Genomic DNA, 15,256 nt, shown 5'->3' on the forward strand with positions numbered 1-15,256 from the left:
TTGATTTTGACGATTCCAGCCGTTTTTCTCGCCTCCGATTTTCGCTACCAACTAAAAAAACGAAAAATTTTAGACGGCTACATCTCAAAAGCACAGATTCGTCGGCAATTTTTACTCCGCATTGGTAGTCACGTCCTGCTGTACGCCGTCTTGACGGTCGTCATCACCCAGACGATCGAGAGACCGTTCTGGCAGATGCTTCTAGCAATTTTTGCGATTTTAACACCACTTTATTTCATCAGCGAATGGATCATCCGACGTGACGGAAAGCGTGATCCAGATTATATCAGCGACGTTGAAGTTGCCCGCTTCGTCAGACAGAAAGGAACATCGCAATGGAACACCTATTCGAGCGACAAGCACGTCTGAACCTATTGGTACGTCCTGTGCGTTCCGTCGCCTATTTCTTTTTGGTCCCTGGATTGATTTTTGCGGTACCTGCTTGGTTTATGCCGACAATTACATCCGTTTTTCTTCAGATCATGCTCTTTTGTCTTTGCGCGACAGCAGTCTCTCGAGAAATTGTCCGTCTACGGCTCATGAAGTCATATTTAACACCAACTATGTATCAACAAACCGTTCAAAAGGTCGCTCGTCTGACAATCATCGGGTATGTCGTTGCATGGCTGATCGCCGTCGTCATGCTGTCGATTCCAAGTGCTCCTGGTTATTTATTCGTCGTCTTCCTCTTTTGGATTGGTGGGTTTAGTCTTGGTGTCACTCGAATGAATCGGTTAGCCAAACAAATCGATCCAGCCTACGTCTCGATGGGGGAAATCGAACGTGCGTGGTGGAAACGGTAAAGCAAAAAATCCGCATCAATCAGCGAAAGACGCTGTTTGATGCGGATTTTTGATTATTTCTTCAACAAGAGATAGATAAAATAAGGTGCCCCGATCAAGGCGACGACGATCCCAGCTGGCACGCCGTCCGGTCCCGCAATGTTGCGTCCGATCGTATCAGCGAACGCAAGCAACCATCCGCCGAGCAAGAGGGCAATCGGCAAGAAGAACTGATGCCGTGGTCCAACGAGCGCGCGGGCGATATGTGGCGCCATCAGACCGATGAAGGAAATTCCACCCGTGACGGAGACGGCAGCAGCGGCAAGTGCGACGGCTGTCAACAAGAGTTGGATCCGTTCTTTTTCAATCGCGACGCCGACACCGATTGCGACTGGTTCATTCAAGGCAAGGAGATTGAGTTTATTCGCCTTATAGAACGTCAGCGGAATCAAGACGAGTAACCACGGTAAGAGTGAGTAGACGAAGATCCAGTCCGTCCCCCAGATGTTACCAGCGAGCCACTTAGCGATGAAGTCGACCTTTTCACGACGCGTCGACGAAATCAGAATGACCATGATTCCGGAGAGCGCCATCGAGAAGCCAACACCAGTCAAAATCAAGCGAATCGGTTGCAGTCCTTGCACACGATCGTATGAGAATAGATAAATCGCCGTCGCGGTCACGAGTGCACCGAGAAAGGCAGCGATCGGTAACAGATAAATGAATGATCCGACATCGACCGGGAAGTACAGGAAAAACAAGGCGACGGCGACACCAGCTCCGGTATTGATGCCGATGATACCAGGATCAGCGAGTTCATTGCGCGTGATCCCTTGGAGGATCGAACCGGATAAAGCGAGTGCCATTCCTGCCATGACGGTGATGAGCAGTCGTGGTAAGCGGAGCGAATAGAGGACGAACTCCTCTTTGAACGAGCCGTTCCCAAGTAACGTCGGCAACAAACGATCATAGGATAGGGAAGCAGGTCCGAGACCGATGCTGACGACGAGTGTTGCGATCAATAGTGCCAGTAACGTCCAAAACGTCAGTTGCTGGCGACGACGTAAACGAGATTCCATCATGAGAAAGCACGCCCTCCTTTCCGAACGATCAAGAGGAAGAATGGTAGTCCGAGCATTGAGACGATCGCGATGACCGGAGTCTCGTAGGGAGCATACAATGTCCGACCGATCGTATCGGCAAGTAACATGAACGTCGCACCAAAGATCGCGGTCATTGGCAGGATGAACCGATAGTCCGTCCCGACGACCGCGCGGACGATATGTGGAATCATCAGCCCGATGAACGCCATGTTACCGACGAGTGCAACAGCAGCACCTGCAAGCAGAATGACGACAACATAAAGTACTGCTTTGATCCGCTGGATGTTTTGCCCGAGTCCGAGCGCGACTTCTTCCGATAGACTGAGAATCGTCAATTGTCGGGAGAAGATGAAGGCAATCACAATCCCGATCGCGATGACCGGAGTGATGACTTGCAGTTGTCCCCATGTCGACCCGACGAGTCCACCGGACGTCCATTGTGAGACATCTTGAGCGATCTTGAAGTAGATGCCGATGCCTTCCGCAATCGCATACAGAAAGGCTGAGATTGCAGAACCGGCAAGGACGATCCGGAGTGGCGAAAAACCACCTTTTTTCGAAGCACCGATTCCAAAGACAAGTGCTGCCCCAAGTGCTGCTCCGAAGAAACAAGCAATCATGATACCGAAGTACTCAATTTTCGGGAACAGGACGATGACGAGTGCAAGTGCTGCGTTCGCACCCGCCGTCAGACCGAGCAGACCAGGATCGGCGAGGGGATTGCGTGTCATCGCCTGCATGATGGCACCAGAGACACCGAGTGCCGCTCCGACGAGGATTGCTGCTAATTCCCGTGGCAGGCGGGTTTCCTGGACAATTTTTGCTTTTTCATTCAACGGTCCGAACGTCAAGGCGTTCCAGACTTCGCGGATCGTCGTATCGGCAGCGCCGAACGTCATCGCGATCCAGAACATCCCGAAAAAGAGGACAAGACCGAGTGTGATTTTTATGCCGAACGGAATTCGACCAGCTGACATGAATGTCGCCTCCATTTCTGATTCAGGGAGTGAGCCGCAAAAAAAGGAAGGGATCCCGCAGGTTCCCTCCCTTATTTATTATGCACCAAGGAAACTTTTCTTGAAGAACTCGAGTTGACGTTCGAGTGTGAGAGGATCATTGAAGTAGAACTCCTTCGAATCGACTTCGAAGACATGATCGTTTTTGACGGCTGGAATGTTTTTAAACGTATCCGTTTTCGTGAATGAGTTGTCCGCTTCTGCGCTCTTGCTGAAGACGAGGTAGTCGCCTGCATATTCAGGGAGGACTTCTGGTGACAACGCATAGTAACCATCTTTTAATGCCATCTTCGTGACTTTATCCGGCATTTTTAATTTCATTTCTTGATAGAGAATCTCTGTTCCACGACCCCAGTTGTTGCCGAAGACGTAGAGTTGTTTATCGAAACTTTCGATGACAGAAACAGTAGCATCTTCACCGATTTTTGCTTTGATGTCTTTACCGGCAGCAGCGGCACGTGTTTTGAAGTCTTTGACCCAATCGCGTGCTTCCTGTTCTTTGTTGAGCAATTTACCGATTTCGATATGTTGCGTCAAGTAGTCGACTTTTCCGTATGTGTACGTGACCGTCGGAGCGATTTTTTTGATTTTGTCGAGGTTTTTCGTTGTCGAGTAGCCGATGATCAAGTCAGGATCGAGTTCGATGATTTTTTCAACGTTCTCTTCCGAAACTTCCGTGACATCTTTTAGTTTATCGAACTTCGGATTCGCTTTTGACCACGAATCAACACCAACGACAGGAACGCCAAGTGCCATGACGTTGCCGGCAAAACCAGCGAGGACAACGACACGTTTTGGATGAGCTGGAACTTTAATGTTTCCATTCTCAGATTTGTATGTGATCGTTTCGTTTTTCGAACCAGATGCTGCGTCGTCTTTTTTCTCCGTATTGCCACACGCTGCGATGACGAGCGTGAGAATAAGTAGAACCGGTACAAGTAGTTTCTTCATGATTTAATCTCCCTTAATTAAGTTGTAGGTGATACACATCGGCTTGTTCGTCCGCGGATCGCGTCCGATTTCAGCATCGATATGGAATACTTCTTGTAAGACATCTTTTGCGATGACTTCCTCACACGTTCCGGCTTTGACGACTTCGCCGTTTTTCATGGCGATGATATAGTCGGCGAAGCGTGCCGCTTGATTCAAGTCATGCAGGACCATGACGATCGTCCGTCCTTCGGTCCGGTTGAGATATTCGAGCAGTTCGAGCACCTCGAGTTGGTGAGCGAGATCAAGATAAGTCGTCGGTTCATCGAGAAAGATGATATCCGTCTCTTGGGCGAGTGCCATCGCAATCCAGACCCGTTGACGTTGACCACCGGACAGCGCATCGACCGGACGATGTTTGAACGCCATCGTATCCGTTGCTTCGAGTGCCCAATCGATGATTTCATAATCGTGTTTCGTCAAGCGTCCGAATCCTTTTTGATAAGGAAAACGACCGTATGAGACGAGCTCTGCGACCGTTAGACCGCTTGCACTTTCCGGAGTTTGTGGCAGGATAGCCATCTTCCGAGCAAGCAGCTTCGTGCTTTCCTTCGCGATATCAAGACCATCGAGCAACGCACGTCCCGATTGATGGGGAATGATCCGTGTCATCGCTTTCAGCAAAGTTGATTTGCCGCATCCGTTCGCGCCAATGATCGTTGTGATTTGACGATCGGGAATTTGGACGGACAAGTCTTTGACGATGGGACGATCACCGTAGCCGATATTGATTTCTTCTGTTGCTAGACGTACCATACGCGACGACTCCTTCGTTGTTCTCTCCATTTTTCAATGATAATGATTATCACTATCGTCTCATTAACCATACCAGTCTCATAAAAACGCTGTCAACATTTTTTCTTGTGTTCAAGAGATGTTCACGTTATCATGAGAGAGTGAGAATGATAATCAATAACAATCAAGGATGAGGAGTGAGTGAGATGAGGGAACAGGAGTTGTTCGACGTAACGATCATCGGTGGAGGACCAGCAGGGTTATATTCGACGTTCTATAGTGGTCTTCGAGGTATGAAGACGAAATTGATCGAGTATCAAGCAGAACTCGGAGGAAAACTGCACGTCTATCCGGAAAAGATGATCTGGGACGTCGGTGGACAGCCGCCGATCACTGGTGAAAAACTCATGGCTCAACTCGTCGAACAAGGACTGACATTTCAACCGACTGTTCAATTGAATGAAAAGATCATCTCGATCGCAAAAGACGTCTTCGGTAACTTCGTCTTAGAAGCGGAATCGGGGCAGATTCATTATTCGAAGACGGTCATCGTCGCGGTCGGCGGTGGCATCCTCAATCCACAAAAATTAAAAGTCGAAGGCGCGGAACGTTTCGAAGTGTCAAACTTGAACTATACGGTTAAATCGATTGAACGCTTTAAAGGAAAGACCGTCATCGTCTCAGGTGGTGGGAACTCAGCGATCGATTGGGCAAACGAACTCGAACCGGTCGCGAAAAAGGTCTACGTCACGTATCGGCGAGATTGTTTTTCAGGGCACGAGGCGCAAGTTGATCAACTTGTCAAAAGTTCGGCGGTCTGCCTTCTCAATACGACGATTCACAAATTAATCGCCAGTCCCGATCACCAACGGATCGCGTCGGTTGAATTGATCGACTGTCAAACAGATGAGGTCGTCGAGATTCCAATTGATGAAGTCATCATTAATCATGGGTATGAACAAGATGCGGCGCTACTTGACGCGTGTGACCTCGATATTGCACGGGTCGATGACTTCTACATCGCCGGGAATGCCGCGAGTGAATCGAGTGTACCGGGACTATATGCAGCAGGAGATATTCTTTCGCACGACGGGAAGGTCCATTTGATCTCGGGTGCGTTCCAAGATGCGGCAAACGCCGTCAACCGGGCGAAACGCTTCATTGAGCCGGAAGCGCCAAAAGTGGCGATGGTGTCGTCACACAATGAGGTCTTCAAAAAACGCAATCGTGCGTTGATTGAGGAACGCGTTAATCAACAATCTTAAAAATTATGAAAACGTCCAAAATGCTTGAAAACAAGCGGATTTTGGACGTTTTTTCGTACAGAATTCGGTTTTGTACTATAACAGATGGATTTGACAATGTGCTGTATTTAGGACAAAATTCTATTTATGTTCCACTACATGTAGGATACAAGTAAGACGGATGTATAAGGAGGAAGCGTATGACAACTACGAAACGTAAGCCCATTGGCCTTGCCTGGCAGATTTTAATCGGCTTGATTCTCGGGATCACAGTCGGTGGTGTATTTTATGGGAATCCCCATGTCGCGGAGTGGCTCAAGCCAATCGGTGATATCTTTATCCGGATGATGAAAATGATCGTCGTCCCAATCGTCTTTACGACGATCGTCCTCGGTGTCTCATCGGTCGGTAGTCCGAAGAGTCTCGGACGTCTCGGCGTCAAAACACTGGGTTACTTCACGATCGTGACGATGATCGCCATCTTCACGGGGCTATTTGCAGCCAATCTGATTGAACCAGGTGCTGGCATTAATATGTCGACACTGGATAAAACGGATATCTCATCATATGTCGCAACGGAAGAGACGACAAAAGACGAAGGACTCGTCGAAAAAATCGTCAATATCGTACCGACGAACATTCTCGATGCGATGGTTCGCGGTGATATGCTCGCTATTATTTTCTTCTCAGTCTTATTCGGACTCGGTGTCGGTTTTGCAGGAGAGAAGGGTCAACCGGTCATTCGTTTCTTCGAAGGTGTCGCAGCAGCAATGTTCAATCTCGTCAACATCGTCATGAAGTTCGCACCAATCGGTGTCTTCGCCTTGATTGGTGTGACGGTCTCGACGTTCGGGATTGACTCGCTTGGTTCGTTATTCAAGCTTATCGCGACATTGTATGTCACAGCGCTTCTCTTCATGATCATCGTCTTCGGCGGCATCATGAAGTGGGTTGGTGTTCGGGTCTCGGACTTCGTCCGCGTCTTCAAGGATGAATTGCTCTTGACGTATTCGACAGCCTCTTCAGAAACGGTTCTTCCACGGATCATGGAAAAACTCGAGAAGATGGGCGTGCCGAAATCAATCGTCAGCTTCGTCGTACCGACGGGTTATTCGTTTAACCTCGATGGATCAGCACTCTATCAAGCACTTGCTGCCTTGTTCATCGCACAGATGTACGGGATCGACCTCTCGATCGGGACGCAGATTACACTTGTCTTCGTCTTGATGCTGACATCAAAAGGAATGGCTGCCGTTCCAGGCGTTTCGTTCGTCGTATTGCTCGCAACACTCGGTACGGTCGGTATCCCGGCGGAAGGACTTGCCTTCATCGCGGGGATTGACCGAATCATGGATATGATGCGTTCCGTCGTCAACGTTACAGGAAACACGCTCGCTTCACTCGTCATCGCGAAGTGGGAAGGTGTTCTTGATGAAGACCAACTCGATACGTTCATGTCGACAGAAAATAAGAAAGACGACATCCGCAGTGCGTGATTGTCGTAAGTATGGGGAAGGACTGAATCGTCAGTCCTTTCTTTTTTTGTCTCTGAAAATAGATTAAAGTCGATTGTTTTTAAAGAAAACCTCTTATTTTTGATTGTAGTTAAAATTATATTGAATATTATTTATTTTATATTTAATATTATTTATATAATCACAGGGGAGAGGCGATAGGATGGAAACGGTAGGAATCGTCATTGGTATTGTCACAGTCTGTATCGTACAATTTTACTTAGCGCGGCGCAGAAGAGTCTTTAGTTTCATCATTCCAGCGATCGTCATTGGTCTCGGAATTTACTGGTATTTCGGAACAGGACCACACACGTCGGATCGTGAGTCATTGATCCGAATCGGTACATGTGTTGGATTGTCTATGATGATCTCAATGGCTGAGATGGGTGTCGACTCGCGCCGTAAGCAATTGCAGCGTGAAAAAGAGCGGATGGAGATTCAAGATTTGTAAGAGAAAAGTGAGGGAATACGATGGAACGACAAGACGTGCCCGCTTGGGTACTGGCACTTGAACAGGAGCATCTCGAGTTCATCCGGAAGTTCGTCTTGAGCTCCGGTTCGTTGAAGGATATGGCAGCTGCCTATCAAGTATCCTATCCGACTGTCCGGGCGAAGTTGAACCAGTTGATTGAGCGGATTGATTCGGTGCAACAGGAAGATGTCGAATTCATCAATATGATCAAGAACTTGGTCTTAGATGAACGGTTGAGTCTTGATGTGGCGAAAACGATCATCGATTCTTACCGCAAGGGTCAAGCGAAAGAATAAGCCAAAAAACGAGATTCCCGCCTGACGGAAATCTCGTTTTTTTATTGTTTATCGTTCTTTTTATCCTGTTCCTTCTTGATCATCTTCTTTGCTGCTGAGCGGAAGCGGAAGATCAAGTAAAGACGATAGAAGTCGATTGCGGCGAACAAGGTCAGGAGGATCGTCCAGAAGTTGAAGACCGTTCCTGCCTCGACTGAGTTGTTGTAGGCAAGAAACATGAAAAGAACACCAAAGATGGCATAGAACAATGCCATGAAGTTCGAGCTTTGACGCATGAAAACACGACCTTTCGTAAATTAAGACATCGCGTAGATGGCGAGTACGACGATTCCGTTGTTAAAGACATGAATGGCGATCGGAGCAAGGATCCGGCGCGTCTTGACGAAGACGAGTGAGAAGACGAAACTCATCGCGACATAGATTAAAAATTTGTTGTCTTGGTGGATCAGGGCAAATAAGCCACCCGTCAGGATGAAGCTAAAGAAGAAACCGAGCTTCGATGAGAGATTTCCGAACATGATGTGCCGGAACAAGAACTCTTCCATGATCGGTCCAAGCAAGACGACCATGACTTGCAGGAGCGGGATGACTTGAATCGCTTGAATGATTTGATCCGTATTTTGCGATTTCGCGACATTTTCGATCCCGCCTGCCATCCAGGCATCGATCAAATTAACACTGATCAAGAGTGCATACAAAAGCGCAATCCCGATCCCGATCCATTTTAGTGTATCCATCGGATCGGTTTGACGTCCTTCTGCCTTCCATTTCTGCCAATCAGGACGCAGACAGTAGTAGGAGACGATGACGGCGACCGTGAAGCCGATCGCGAGCCACCAACCGGCGACGTCAGCAATGACGTTCTTCGGAAGGAAATACTGGAACGAACCCGGAACCAATTGGACGATCAGATAGATGATGATCGGGATGACGTGACGCTTTTGCCACTTCTCCGCCATCAGAAAAGGCAGACTGATTGGATTTTTCATCGTACAGGACACAACTCCTTTGTAATGAAGGTACTGTCCCGATTGTAACAAACAAACGGTCTTGGCGCACGATTGACGATGATTCAAAGGTGTCGATTTCGGGAAAACGGATAAAGGTTCAGGCTTGAATTCAGGAGAGAAAGCGTATAAGATAAAAATATGTTAGCACTCAACGAAAGTGAGTGCTAAAAACAATCATTTTCAAGGAGGATGTTTCGCATGTTAAAACCACTTGGTGATCGCATCGTGATCGAAGTCGTTAAAAAAGAAGAAACAACACTCGGAGGAATCGTTCTTCCTGGGTCAGCGAAAGAAAAACCACAAGAGGGTAAAGTCGTCGCTGTCGGTACTGGCCGTGTGACAGAGCAAGGCGTACGTGTACCACTTGAAGTGAGTGTCGGAGATCACGTCATCTATGCACAATATGCCGGTTCGGAAGTCAAAGTCGACGGCAATGAATACTTAATTTTACGCGAAAGCGATATTTTGGCAGTAGCCGAGTAATTCAGTCAATCATCTATAAGGGGGATTTCAGTCATGGCAAAAGAGATTTTATTCAGTGAAGAAGCACGTCGGGCAATGCTCCGCGGGGTCGACGCATTAGCGGATGCAGTCAAAGTCACGATCGGACCAAAAGGACGCAACGTCGTCCTTGAGCGGAAGTTCGGTTCACCACTCATCACGAATGATGGTGTGACGATCGCGAAAGAAATCGAACTCGAAGATCACTTCGAGAACATGGGTGCAAAACTCGTCGCAGAAGTTGCCTCGAAAACGAATGAGATCGCAGGGGATGGTACGACAACAGCGACAGTCCTCGCACAAGCGATGATTCGGGAAGGTCTCAAAAACGTCACAGCGGGTGCAAACCCGATGGTCATCCGTAAAGGAATCGAAAAAGCGGTCCGTCGTGCTGTCGAAGAGTTGCACACGATTGCAAAACCAATTGAAGGTAAAGAAGCGATCGCCCAAGTCGCAGCGATCTCAGCAGCGGACGAAGAAGTTGGTCAATTGATCGCAGAAGCAATGGAACGTGTCGGTCAAGATGGTGTCATCACGATCGAAGAATCACGTGGCTTCACGACAGAACTCGACGTCGTTGAAGGAATGCAGTTCGACCGTGGTTACGCGTCACCATACATGATCACGGATTCAGACAAGATGGAAGCGGTCCTTGAGAACCCGTACATCCTTGTCACGGACAAAAAAATCTCGAACATCCAAGAGATTCTTCCAGTCCTCGAGCAAGTCGTTCAACAAAACAAACCACTCCTCATCATCGCAGAAGACGTCGAAGGCGAAGCACTTGCGACACTCGTCGTCAACAAACTCCGTGGTACGTTCAACGCGGTAGCAGTCAAAGCACCAGGCTTTGGTGACCGCCGGAAAGCAATGCTTGAGGACATTTCAATTGTCACAGGCGCAGAATTGATTACAGAAGACCTCGGTCTTGATCTGAAAGAAACACAAATCACGCAACTCGGTCGTGCGTCGAAAGTCGTCGTCTCAAAAGACAACACGACGATCGTCGAAGGACATGGACACGGAGATTCGATCGAAGCACGCGTCGGTACGATCCGTGCGCAAATCGAAGAGACGACAAGCGACTTCGATCGTGAGAAATTACAAGAGCGTCTGGCGAAACTCGCAGGTGGCGTAGCGGTCGTCAAAGTCGGAGCAGCAACCGAGACTGAGCTCAAAGAACGTAAGCTCCGGATCGAAGATGCACTTAACGCGACACGCGCAGCAGTCGAAGAAGGCATCGTAGCAGGTGGGGGAACAGCTCTCATTCACGTCACGAAAGCTGTCGAATCGATTCTGTCGGTCTCAACAGGCGACGAAGCAACAGGTGTCAACATCGTTCTTCGTGCACTTGAAGCACCACTTCGTCAAATTGCGGAAAACGCAGGTCAAGAAGGCTCAGTCATCGTCGAGCGTCTCAAGCATGAAGCACCAGGAATGGGCTACAATGCGGCGACAGACGAGTATGTCGACATGATCGAAACAGGAATCGTCGACCCAGCGAAAGTAACGCGTTCAGCACTTCAAAACGCGGCATCCGTTTCAGCGATGTTCTTGACGACGGAAGCCGTCATCGCCGATAAACCAGAACCAGCTGGATCTGCTCCTGCAATGCCTGATATGGGTGGCATGGGTGGAATGGGCGGCATGATGTAATATCATTTACCCAAATAAGCATAAAACTTTGATTTATTAGGTTGAACTAACTTAAATTTATGACAATATGAAAACACCTTCGGAATAGTACACTTTTTTAAAGTACTAACATCGGAGGTTTTTTTTTGTTTTTTTTTTTTGAAAAAAATTACCTTTGAGCAAAGTAAAATGGCTAATAGATAAAGATAAAGTAAGTAGTAATTTAAGGGTGAGAAAAATTATGGAGAATAAGATTTTAAAGGAATAAATAAAATTAAAATAGAATGTAAAACATATAGTTTGAAGGAGTGTATAAAAAATCCAAAATAAGTTTTTAAAGAAAGTTATTTTAATATGATTAGACTATGAAAAAGTAAAACTATTATGAAAATGAGGAATACAGATGAATGAATTTTTATTGGTAGATAACCTTGAACAAGTAAAAAGAAACGTTGTTCAATTCAATCACGATATTAAAGAAAATGAGGAATTAAGAAAAAGATTTCTTTCACGCTATCGACAATGGTATTACATTGCTGAGTTAAATATGTTTGCTCCAAGTAAATATATTGGTTACAAAGAAATGAATGCTCAAAAATATAATAATAAAGATGATACAGGTGCTGACGGGAGAAAAACAGAAGCTGTATTAAGAAAATGGTTTATAAAAAAAGACAAACCTGAGCTTTTAGAGGAATTAAGAAATAGAATGCTTGTTTACGGAAAAATAAAAAAAAATTCAGAAATACATATATTAAAGTATGAGCTACTTTCATTTTCTAAAAAAGTAAAAGACCGATCTACTATTCGAATATTACCAATGTCCGAGAAAGATCCGGAGTTTATTGGAAAAAGTATAGAAGAAGTTCAAAATGGATTCGTTAGTAGCTTGACTGATAGAAATTATAACTTCAAAAAAGGTATGGACAGTGATCCAGGAACGCTCGTTTTATTTCAATATAGAGCGCGAATAATCGCTATGGCTATTCTTGAAAGCAAAACATATTACGAAAACATCAATGATTATGGATATAAAGGATTCTATCGATTTATTCCGGAATCAGTAGCTACTTTTATACCCCTTACTAATAAAGAGGTTAAAAGCATTTGGCCACGATTTAAAGGATTTAATCAATCGTTACAAAAATTAGAGTTTGAACAATATAAACTATTCCAAGACTTTTTATTGAATAAAAATATTAGATATATTCTAAAAGATGAAAGAAATGAAGAATCTTTTCAAAAACGGGTTGAGAATAACAATGTAGATTCTAAGTTAGTAATAGATGATAGACCCTATATTAAAACCGAAACCTTATTTAAAAATGCTTCAAATGTTAAGTATCAAAGAAATCCTCGTGTTTCAAAAAAAGCAATTGTTTTGGCTGAATTCAAGTGTGAATTTAAGAGTAATCACTTATTTTTTAATTCTTCTGTAACTGAAAAAAATTATGTGGAAGCTCATCATTTAGTACCTATGGAATTTCAAGATCGATTCGAATATAGCTTAGACGTAGAGGCAAATATTGTTTCTTTATGTCCTCTATGCCATAAAAGAATTCATCATGCTATATTTAAAGAAAAGATCGACTTGCTCAAAATGTTATTTGTTATGAGAAAAGATAGGCTCAAAAAATGTAATATTGAGGTTGATTTAAAAATGCTTTATAGTTTTTATAAATAATAATCTAAAGACTTATGCTTGATAGCAAAAAAAGAAGAATTTATATGATGGCTATAAAAAGGTCCATTTTTTTAGATAACTCTTAATTTTTTTACTATCTTACAGGTTTTGTAATGTAAGACATTTCATCTAAAAGTACCGAATCCTAGTAAGTAGGGTTCGGTACTTTTTGTTTGCGATAGTATACTTAATAGTTGAAAGAATTACATAAACAGTACTCGTCATTTTAGAAATAAAGATAACGAGAGAGGAGATGTCAAGTGAATGAAATTTTAAAAGGTATAGTAACATCGGGTACACTCATCGTCGCAATCGGCGCTCAAAATGCGTTCGTCCTTAAACAAGGTTTACTTAAAAACAATATTTTCTGGGTGGCGCTAGTATGTTTTTTATGCGATGTGTTATTGATGTGTGCGGGCGTACTGGGAATCGGTACCGTCATTAAGAATAATACGTTTGCAAATGTTGGTCTTGCGATTGTCGGAGGACTATTTCTTCTCTTGTATGGATTTAAATCTTTTCGTAGTGCATTTTCGTCATCACATACAATGGATGTTTCAACAGATTTTAAAATCATGCCTATTCATAAAACGATCTTACTCACATTAGCGATTACACTTTTAAATCCACATGTCTACTTAGATACGGTTGTCATCATCGGTGGTATAGCTGGAACTTTGACATTTGATCAAAAAGTCAATTTCTTAATTGGAGCCTTAGTTGCCTCGTTTGTCTGGTTTTTTGGCTTAGGGTATGGATCGAGATGGCTCATTCCTGTTTTTAAACAACCAAAAGCGTGGAAAGTACTAGATTTTGGAATAGGATGTTTAATGTTCTGGCTATCGTATCAATTAATTCAGTTTGCTTTAGAACAAAGTTAAATAGATATTTAAATGGTTAAGGAGCAACTACAAGATATGAAGGACGATGAGATTTTATATTTAGTTGAACAGATGTCTGATGAAGAATACCTCTATCATGAAGAAGTGAAGTGCTATACGAACGAAGGCTAACCATCCGACCTGGCTTATGAAAGAGTCCATCATTTTAGGGACGCGAATATGCTTCCGATATTGAACACTTTAATCGACAAAGTGAAACAAGCAGAACAAAAACAACATCTTTATTTTATGATTGGAACGATTGGTGTGAATTCGGGAGATGTTCGTGCAGGGATGTTATTGCTTGAAAAACTGGAGCAAGAGACAAAGCCAAGTCTTCTTGAAAGCATTTTGGAAGAACTAGCAAAACAACGATGCATTCCTGATACAGAACGAATCGTAAAATACATAGACGATTCTCGGTCGTCTGTTCGAGAAGCTGCGATTCAAGCATTGCGAGCCTGTCGAGATGAGATAGCAGAGGATGCGCTAATTCGTTTGATTACGACATCAAATAACTCTTTTGATATCATGAATGCTAATTTTGTTTTAGCCACGATTGGAACAGAGCGAGCCGTTCCTTATTTGACTCCTTTATTGGATCATTCTCGAGGAGATGTGAGACATTCGGCTTTAGTTGCACTAAGTAACCTTGGTGATAAATCACATCTCCCGATTTTTGTGAACGGATTAGAAGATAGATCCGGCAATGTTAAGGAATATGCATTAGTCGCAATCGAGCGACATGGTGATGAAGTAGCGATTGAACCGGTAATCAAACGTTTACAAATATTATTGAAGCGAAAGCGAAAGCGACAGATACAGACAGATGAAGTCATAATCGCTCTTCGATTTTTATATCGATACCAGCATTCCTCTCAGGCGATTCCTAAACTATTTCATTGGATCATTCAAACAAAAAAAGAACTTTTGTTTGACGAAGAATGGCGATGGTTCGAAGATCATTTTACTTATTCTTGATGTGGCTAACGATAAACAAAAAAAGCCTGACCATTCATTAGTGAACAGTCAGACTTATTCATTATGAAAGTGAGACACGATGTGATTAGTTCAGCTCATTCTCCTCAATAATCTTATCCGACAGCTTTAACTGCTCACTCACATCCTTCACTTGATTTCGACAGAACTTCAGCTCAACTTTCTTTTCCGTTGAGACGTCGTAACAGGTGCCTTCGCCGGATGCTTTCGTCAAATCCGCTTTATAGTAATAGTCCTTGTAGCGGAACGAACCATCACGGAAGCCCGTCAGATTCGGTTTGTCGTCGATGAGGGATTGCCCCATCATATAGGATGTTTTGAGATTCAACAAATCAATGATCGTTGGTGCGATATCAATCTGTCCGCCATTCTCTCTCATGACCCGACCGGTTTG

General features: G+C 44.6%; 17 protein-coding genes and 1 pseudogene. 11 read left to right on the forward strand and 7 right to left on the reverse strand.

Features of this window, described 5'->3' with window-relative positions:
* Together B2751_RS03160 and B2751_RS03165 are read left to right on the forward strand one after the other, a co-directional pair.
* The coding region (locus B2751_RS03160; protein WP_290772747.1) for a hypothetical protein at nucleotides 1–369 on the forward strand (369 nt) is incomplete at its 5' end.
* Nucleotides 336–803: a hypothetical protein gene (locus tag B2751_RS03165; RefSeq protein WP_290753117.1), complete on the forward strand. Its 468-nt coding sequence runs from the start codon at nucleotides 336–338 to the stop codon at nucleotides 801–803. The genes B2751_RS03160 and B2751_RS03165, both read left to right, overlap by 34 nt.
* Nucleotides 804–856: 53 nt before the next feature.
* Here B2751_RS03165 and B2751_RS03170 read toward each other — a convergent pair whose 3' ends face one another.
* From B2751_RS03170 to B2751_RS03185, 4 genes are all read right to left on the reverse strand, one after another.
* Nucleotides 857–1,861, reverse strand: a complete 1,005-nt coding sequence (locus B2751_RS03170; RefSeq protein WP_290756854.1) for a FecCD family ABC transporter permease — start codon at nucleotides 1,859–1,861, stop codon at nucleotides 857–859.
* Nucleotides 1,861–2,862: a FecCD family ABC transporter permease gene (locus B2751_RS03175; protein WP_290772750.1), complete on the reverse strand. Its 1,002-nt coding sequence runs from the start codon at nucleotides 2,860–2,862 to the stop codon at nucleotides 1,861–1,863. Before B2751_RS03175 ends, B2751_RS03170 begins: the two co-directional genes overlap by 1 nt.
* Nucleotides 2,863–2,940: 78 nt before the next feature.
* Nucleotides 2,941–3,852: an iron-hydroxamate ABC transporter substrate-binding protein gene (locus B2751_RS03180; protein ID WP_035410799.1), complete on the reverse strand. Its 912-nt coding sequence runs from the start codon at nucleotides 3,850–3,852 to the stop codon at nucleotides 2,941–2,943.
* A 3-nt stretch (nucleotides 3,853–3,855) separates the two neighbouring features.
* Nucleotides 3,856–4,647 carry an ABC transporter ATP-binding protein gene (locus tag B2751_RS03185; protein ID WP_214852023.1) on the reverse strand — a complete coding sequence of 264 codons (792 nt, stop codon included), beginning with the start codon at nucleotides 4,645–4,647 and terminating at the stop codon, nucleotides 3,856–3,858.
* Nucleotides 4,648–4,832: 185 nt separating this feature from the next.
* Between B2751_RS03185 and B2751_RS03190 the strand changes: the two genes are divergently transcribed.
* The 4 genes from B2751_RS03190 to B2751_RS03205 all read left to right on the forward strand — a co-directional run bounded on the left by B2751_RS03190 (nucleotide 4,833) and on the right by B2751_RS03205 (nucleotide 8,152).
* Nucleotides 4,833–5,891, forward strand: a complete 1,059-nt coding sequence (locus B2751_RS03190; protein ID WP_056064111.1) for an NAD(P)/FAD-dependent oxidoreductase — start codon at nucleotides 4,833–4,835, stop codon at nucleotides 5,889–5,891.
* Between the two features lie 179 nt (nucleotides 5,892–6,070).
* A complete protein-coding gene (locus B2751_RS03195) occupies nucleotides 6,071–7,366 on the forward strand; it encodes a cation:dicarboxylate symporter family transporter (RefSeq protein ID WP_035410792.1) in 1,296 nt (431 codons plus the stop codon).
* A 181-nt stretch (nucleotides 7,367–7,547) separates the two neighbouring features.
* Nucleotides 7,548–7,835, forward strand: coding sequence for a hypothetical protein (locus B2751_RS03200; RefSeq protein WP_290772752.1), 288 nt, complete (start codon nucleotides 7,548–7,550; stop codon nucleotides 7,833–7,835).
* 20 nt (nucleotides 7,836–7,855) lie between these two features.
* A complete protein-coding gene (locus B2751_RS03205; protein WP_214852030.1) occupies nucleotides 7,856–8,152 on the forward strand; it encodes a DUF2089 family protein in 297 nt (98 codons plus the stop codon).
* Nucleotides 8,153–8,193: 41 nt separating this feature from the next.
* Here the strand turns inward: B2751_RS03205 and B2751_RS03210 are convergent, their stop codons facing one another.
* Nucleotides 8,194–8,427, reverse strand: a complete 234-nt coding sequence (locus tag B2751_RS03210) for a DUF4305 domain-containing protein (RefSeq protein WP_214852032.1) — start codon at nucleotides 8,425–8,427, stop codon at nucleotides 8,194–8,196.
* 21 nt (nucleotides 8,428–8,448) lie between these two features.
* Complete coding sequence (locus B2751_RS03215; RefSeq protein WP_058713945.1) at nucleotides 8,449–9,141, reverse strand: CPBP family intramembrane glutamic endopeptidase; 693 nt, start codon at nucleotides 9,139–9,141, stop codon at nucleotides 8,449–8,451.
* A 219-nt stretch (nucleotides 9,142–9,360) separates the two neighbouring features.
* Here B2751_RS03215 and groES point away from each other — a divergent pair, with 219 nt between their 5' ends.
* The 5 genes from groES (at nucleotide 9,361) to B2751_RS03240 (ending at nucleotide 14,844) form a co-directional block, all read left to right on the forward strand.
* Entirely contained in the window at nucleotides 9,361–9,645 is a 285-nt protein-coding gene (groES, locus tag B2751_RS03220) for a co-chaperone GroES (RefSeq protein WP_023469587.1), read from the forward strand.
* A 33-nt stretch (nucleotides 9,646–9,678) separates the two neighbouring features.
* On the forward strand, nucleotides 9,679–11,319 hold the full coding sequence (gene groL, locus B2751_RS03225) for a chaperonin GroEL (protein ID WP_029342811.1): 1,641 nt from the start codon (nucleotides 9,679–9,681) through the stop codon (nucleotides 11,317–11,319).
* A 382-nt stretch (nucleotides 11,320–11,701) separates the two neighbouring features.
* Complete coding sequence (locus tag B2751_RS03230; protein WP_290772755.1) at nucleotides 11,702–12,982, forward strand: HNH endonuclease; 1,281 nt, start codon at nucleotides 11,702–11,704, stop codon at nucleotides 12,980–12,982.
* 260 nt (nucleotides 12,983–13,242) lie between these two features.
* A complete protein-coding gene (locus tag B2751_RS03235; RefSeq protein WP_290772758.1) occupies nucleotides 13,243–13,863 on the forward strand; it encodes a LysE/ArgO family amino acid transporter in 621 nt (206 codons plus the stop codon).
* A 180-nt stretch (nucleotides 13,864–14,043) separates the two neighbouring features.
* Nucleotides 14,044–14,844: a HEAT repeat domain-containing protein gene (locus tag B2751_RS03240; RefSeq protein ID WP_290772761.1), complete on the forward strand. Its 801-nt coding sequence runs from the start codon at nucleotides 14,044–14,046 to the stop codon at nucleotides 14,842–14,844.
* 85 nt (nucleotides 14,845–14,929) lie between these two features.
* Here the strand turns inward: B2751_RS03240 and B2751_RS03245 are convergent.
* A pseudogene (locus B2751_RS03245) lies at nucleotides 14,930–15,256 on the reverse strand (LTA synthase family protein); the annotation flags it as partial.

The organism is Exiguobacterium sp. UBA6282 (genome assembly GCF_002440475.1).
Lineage (GTDB): Bacteria > Bacillota > Bacilli > Exiguobacteriales > Exiguobacteriaceae > Exiguobacterium_A.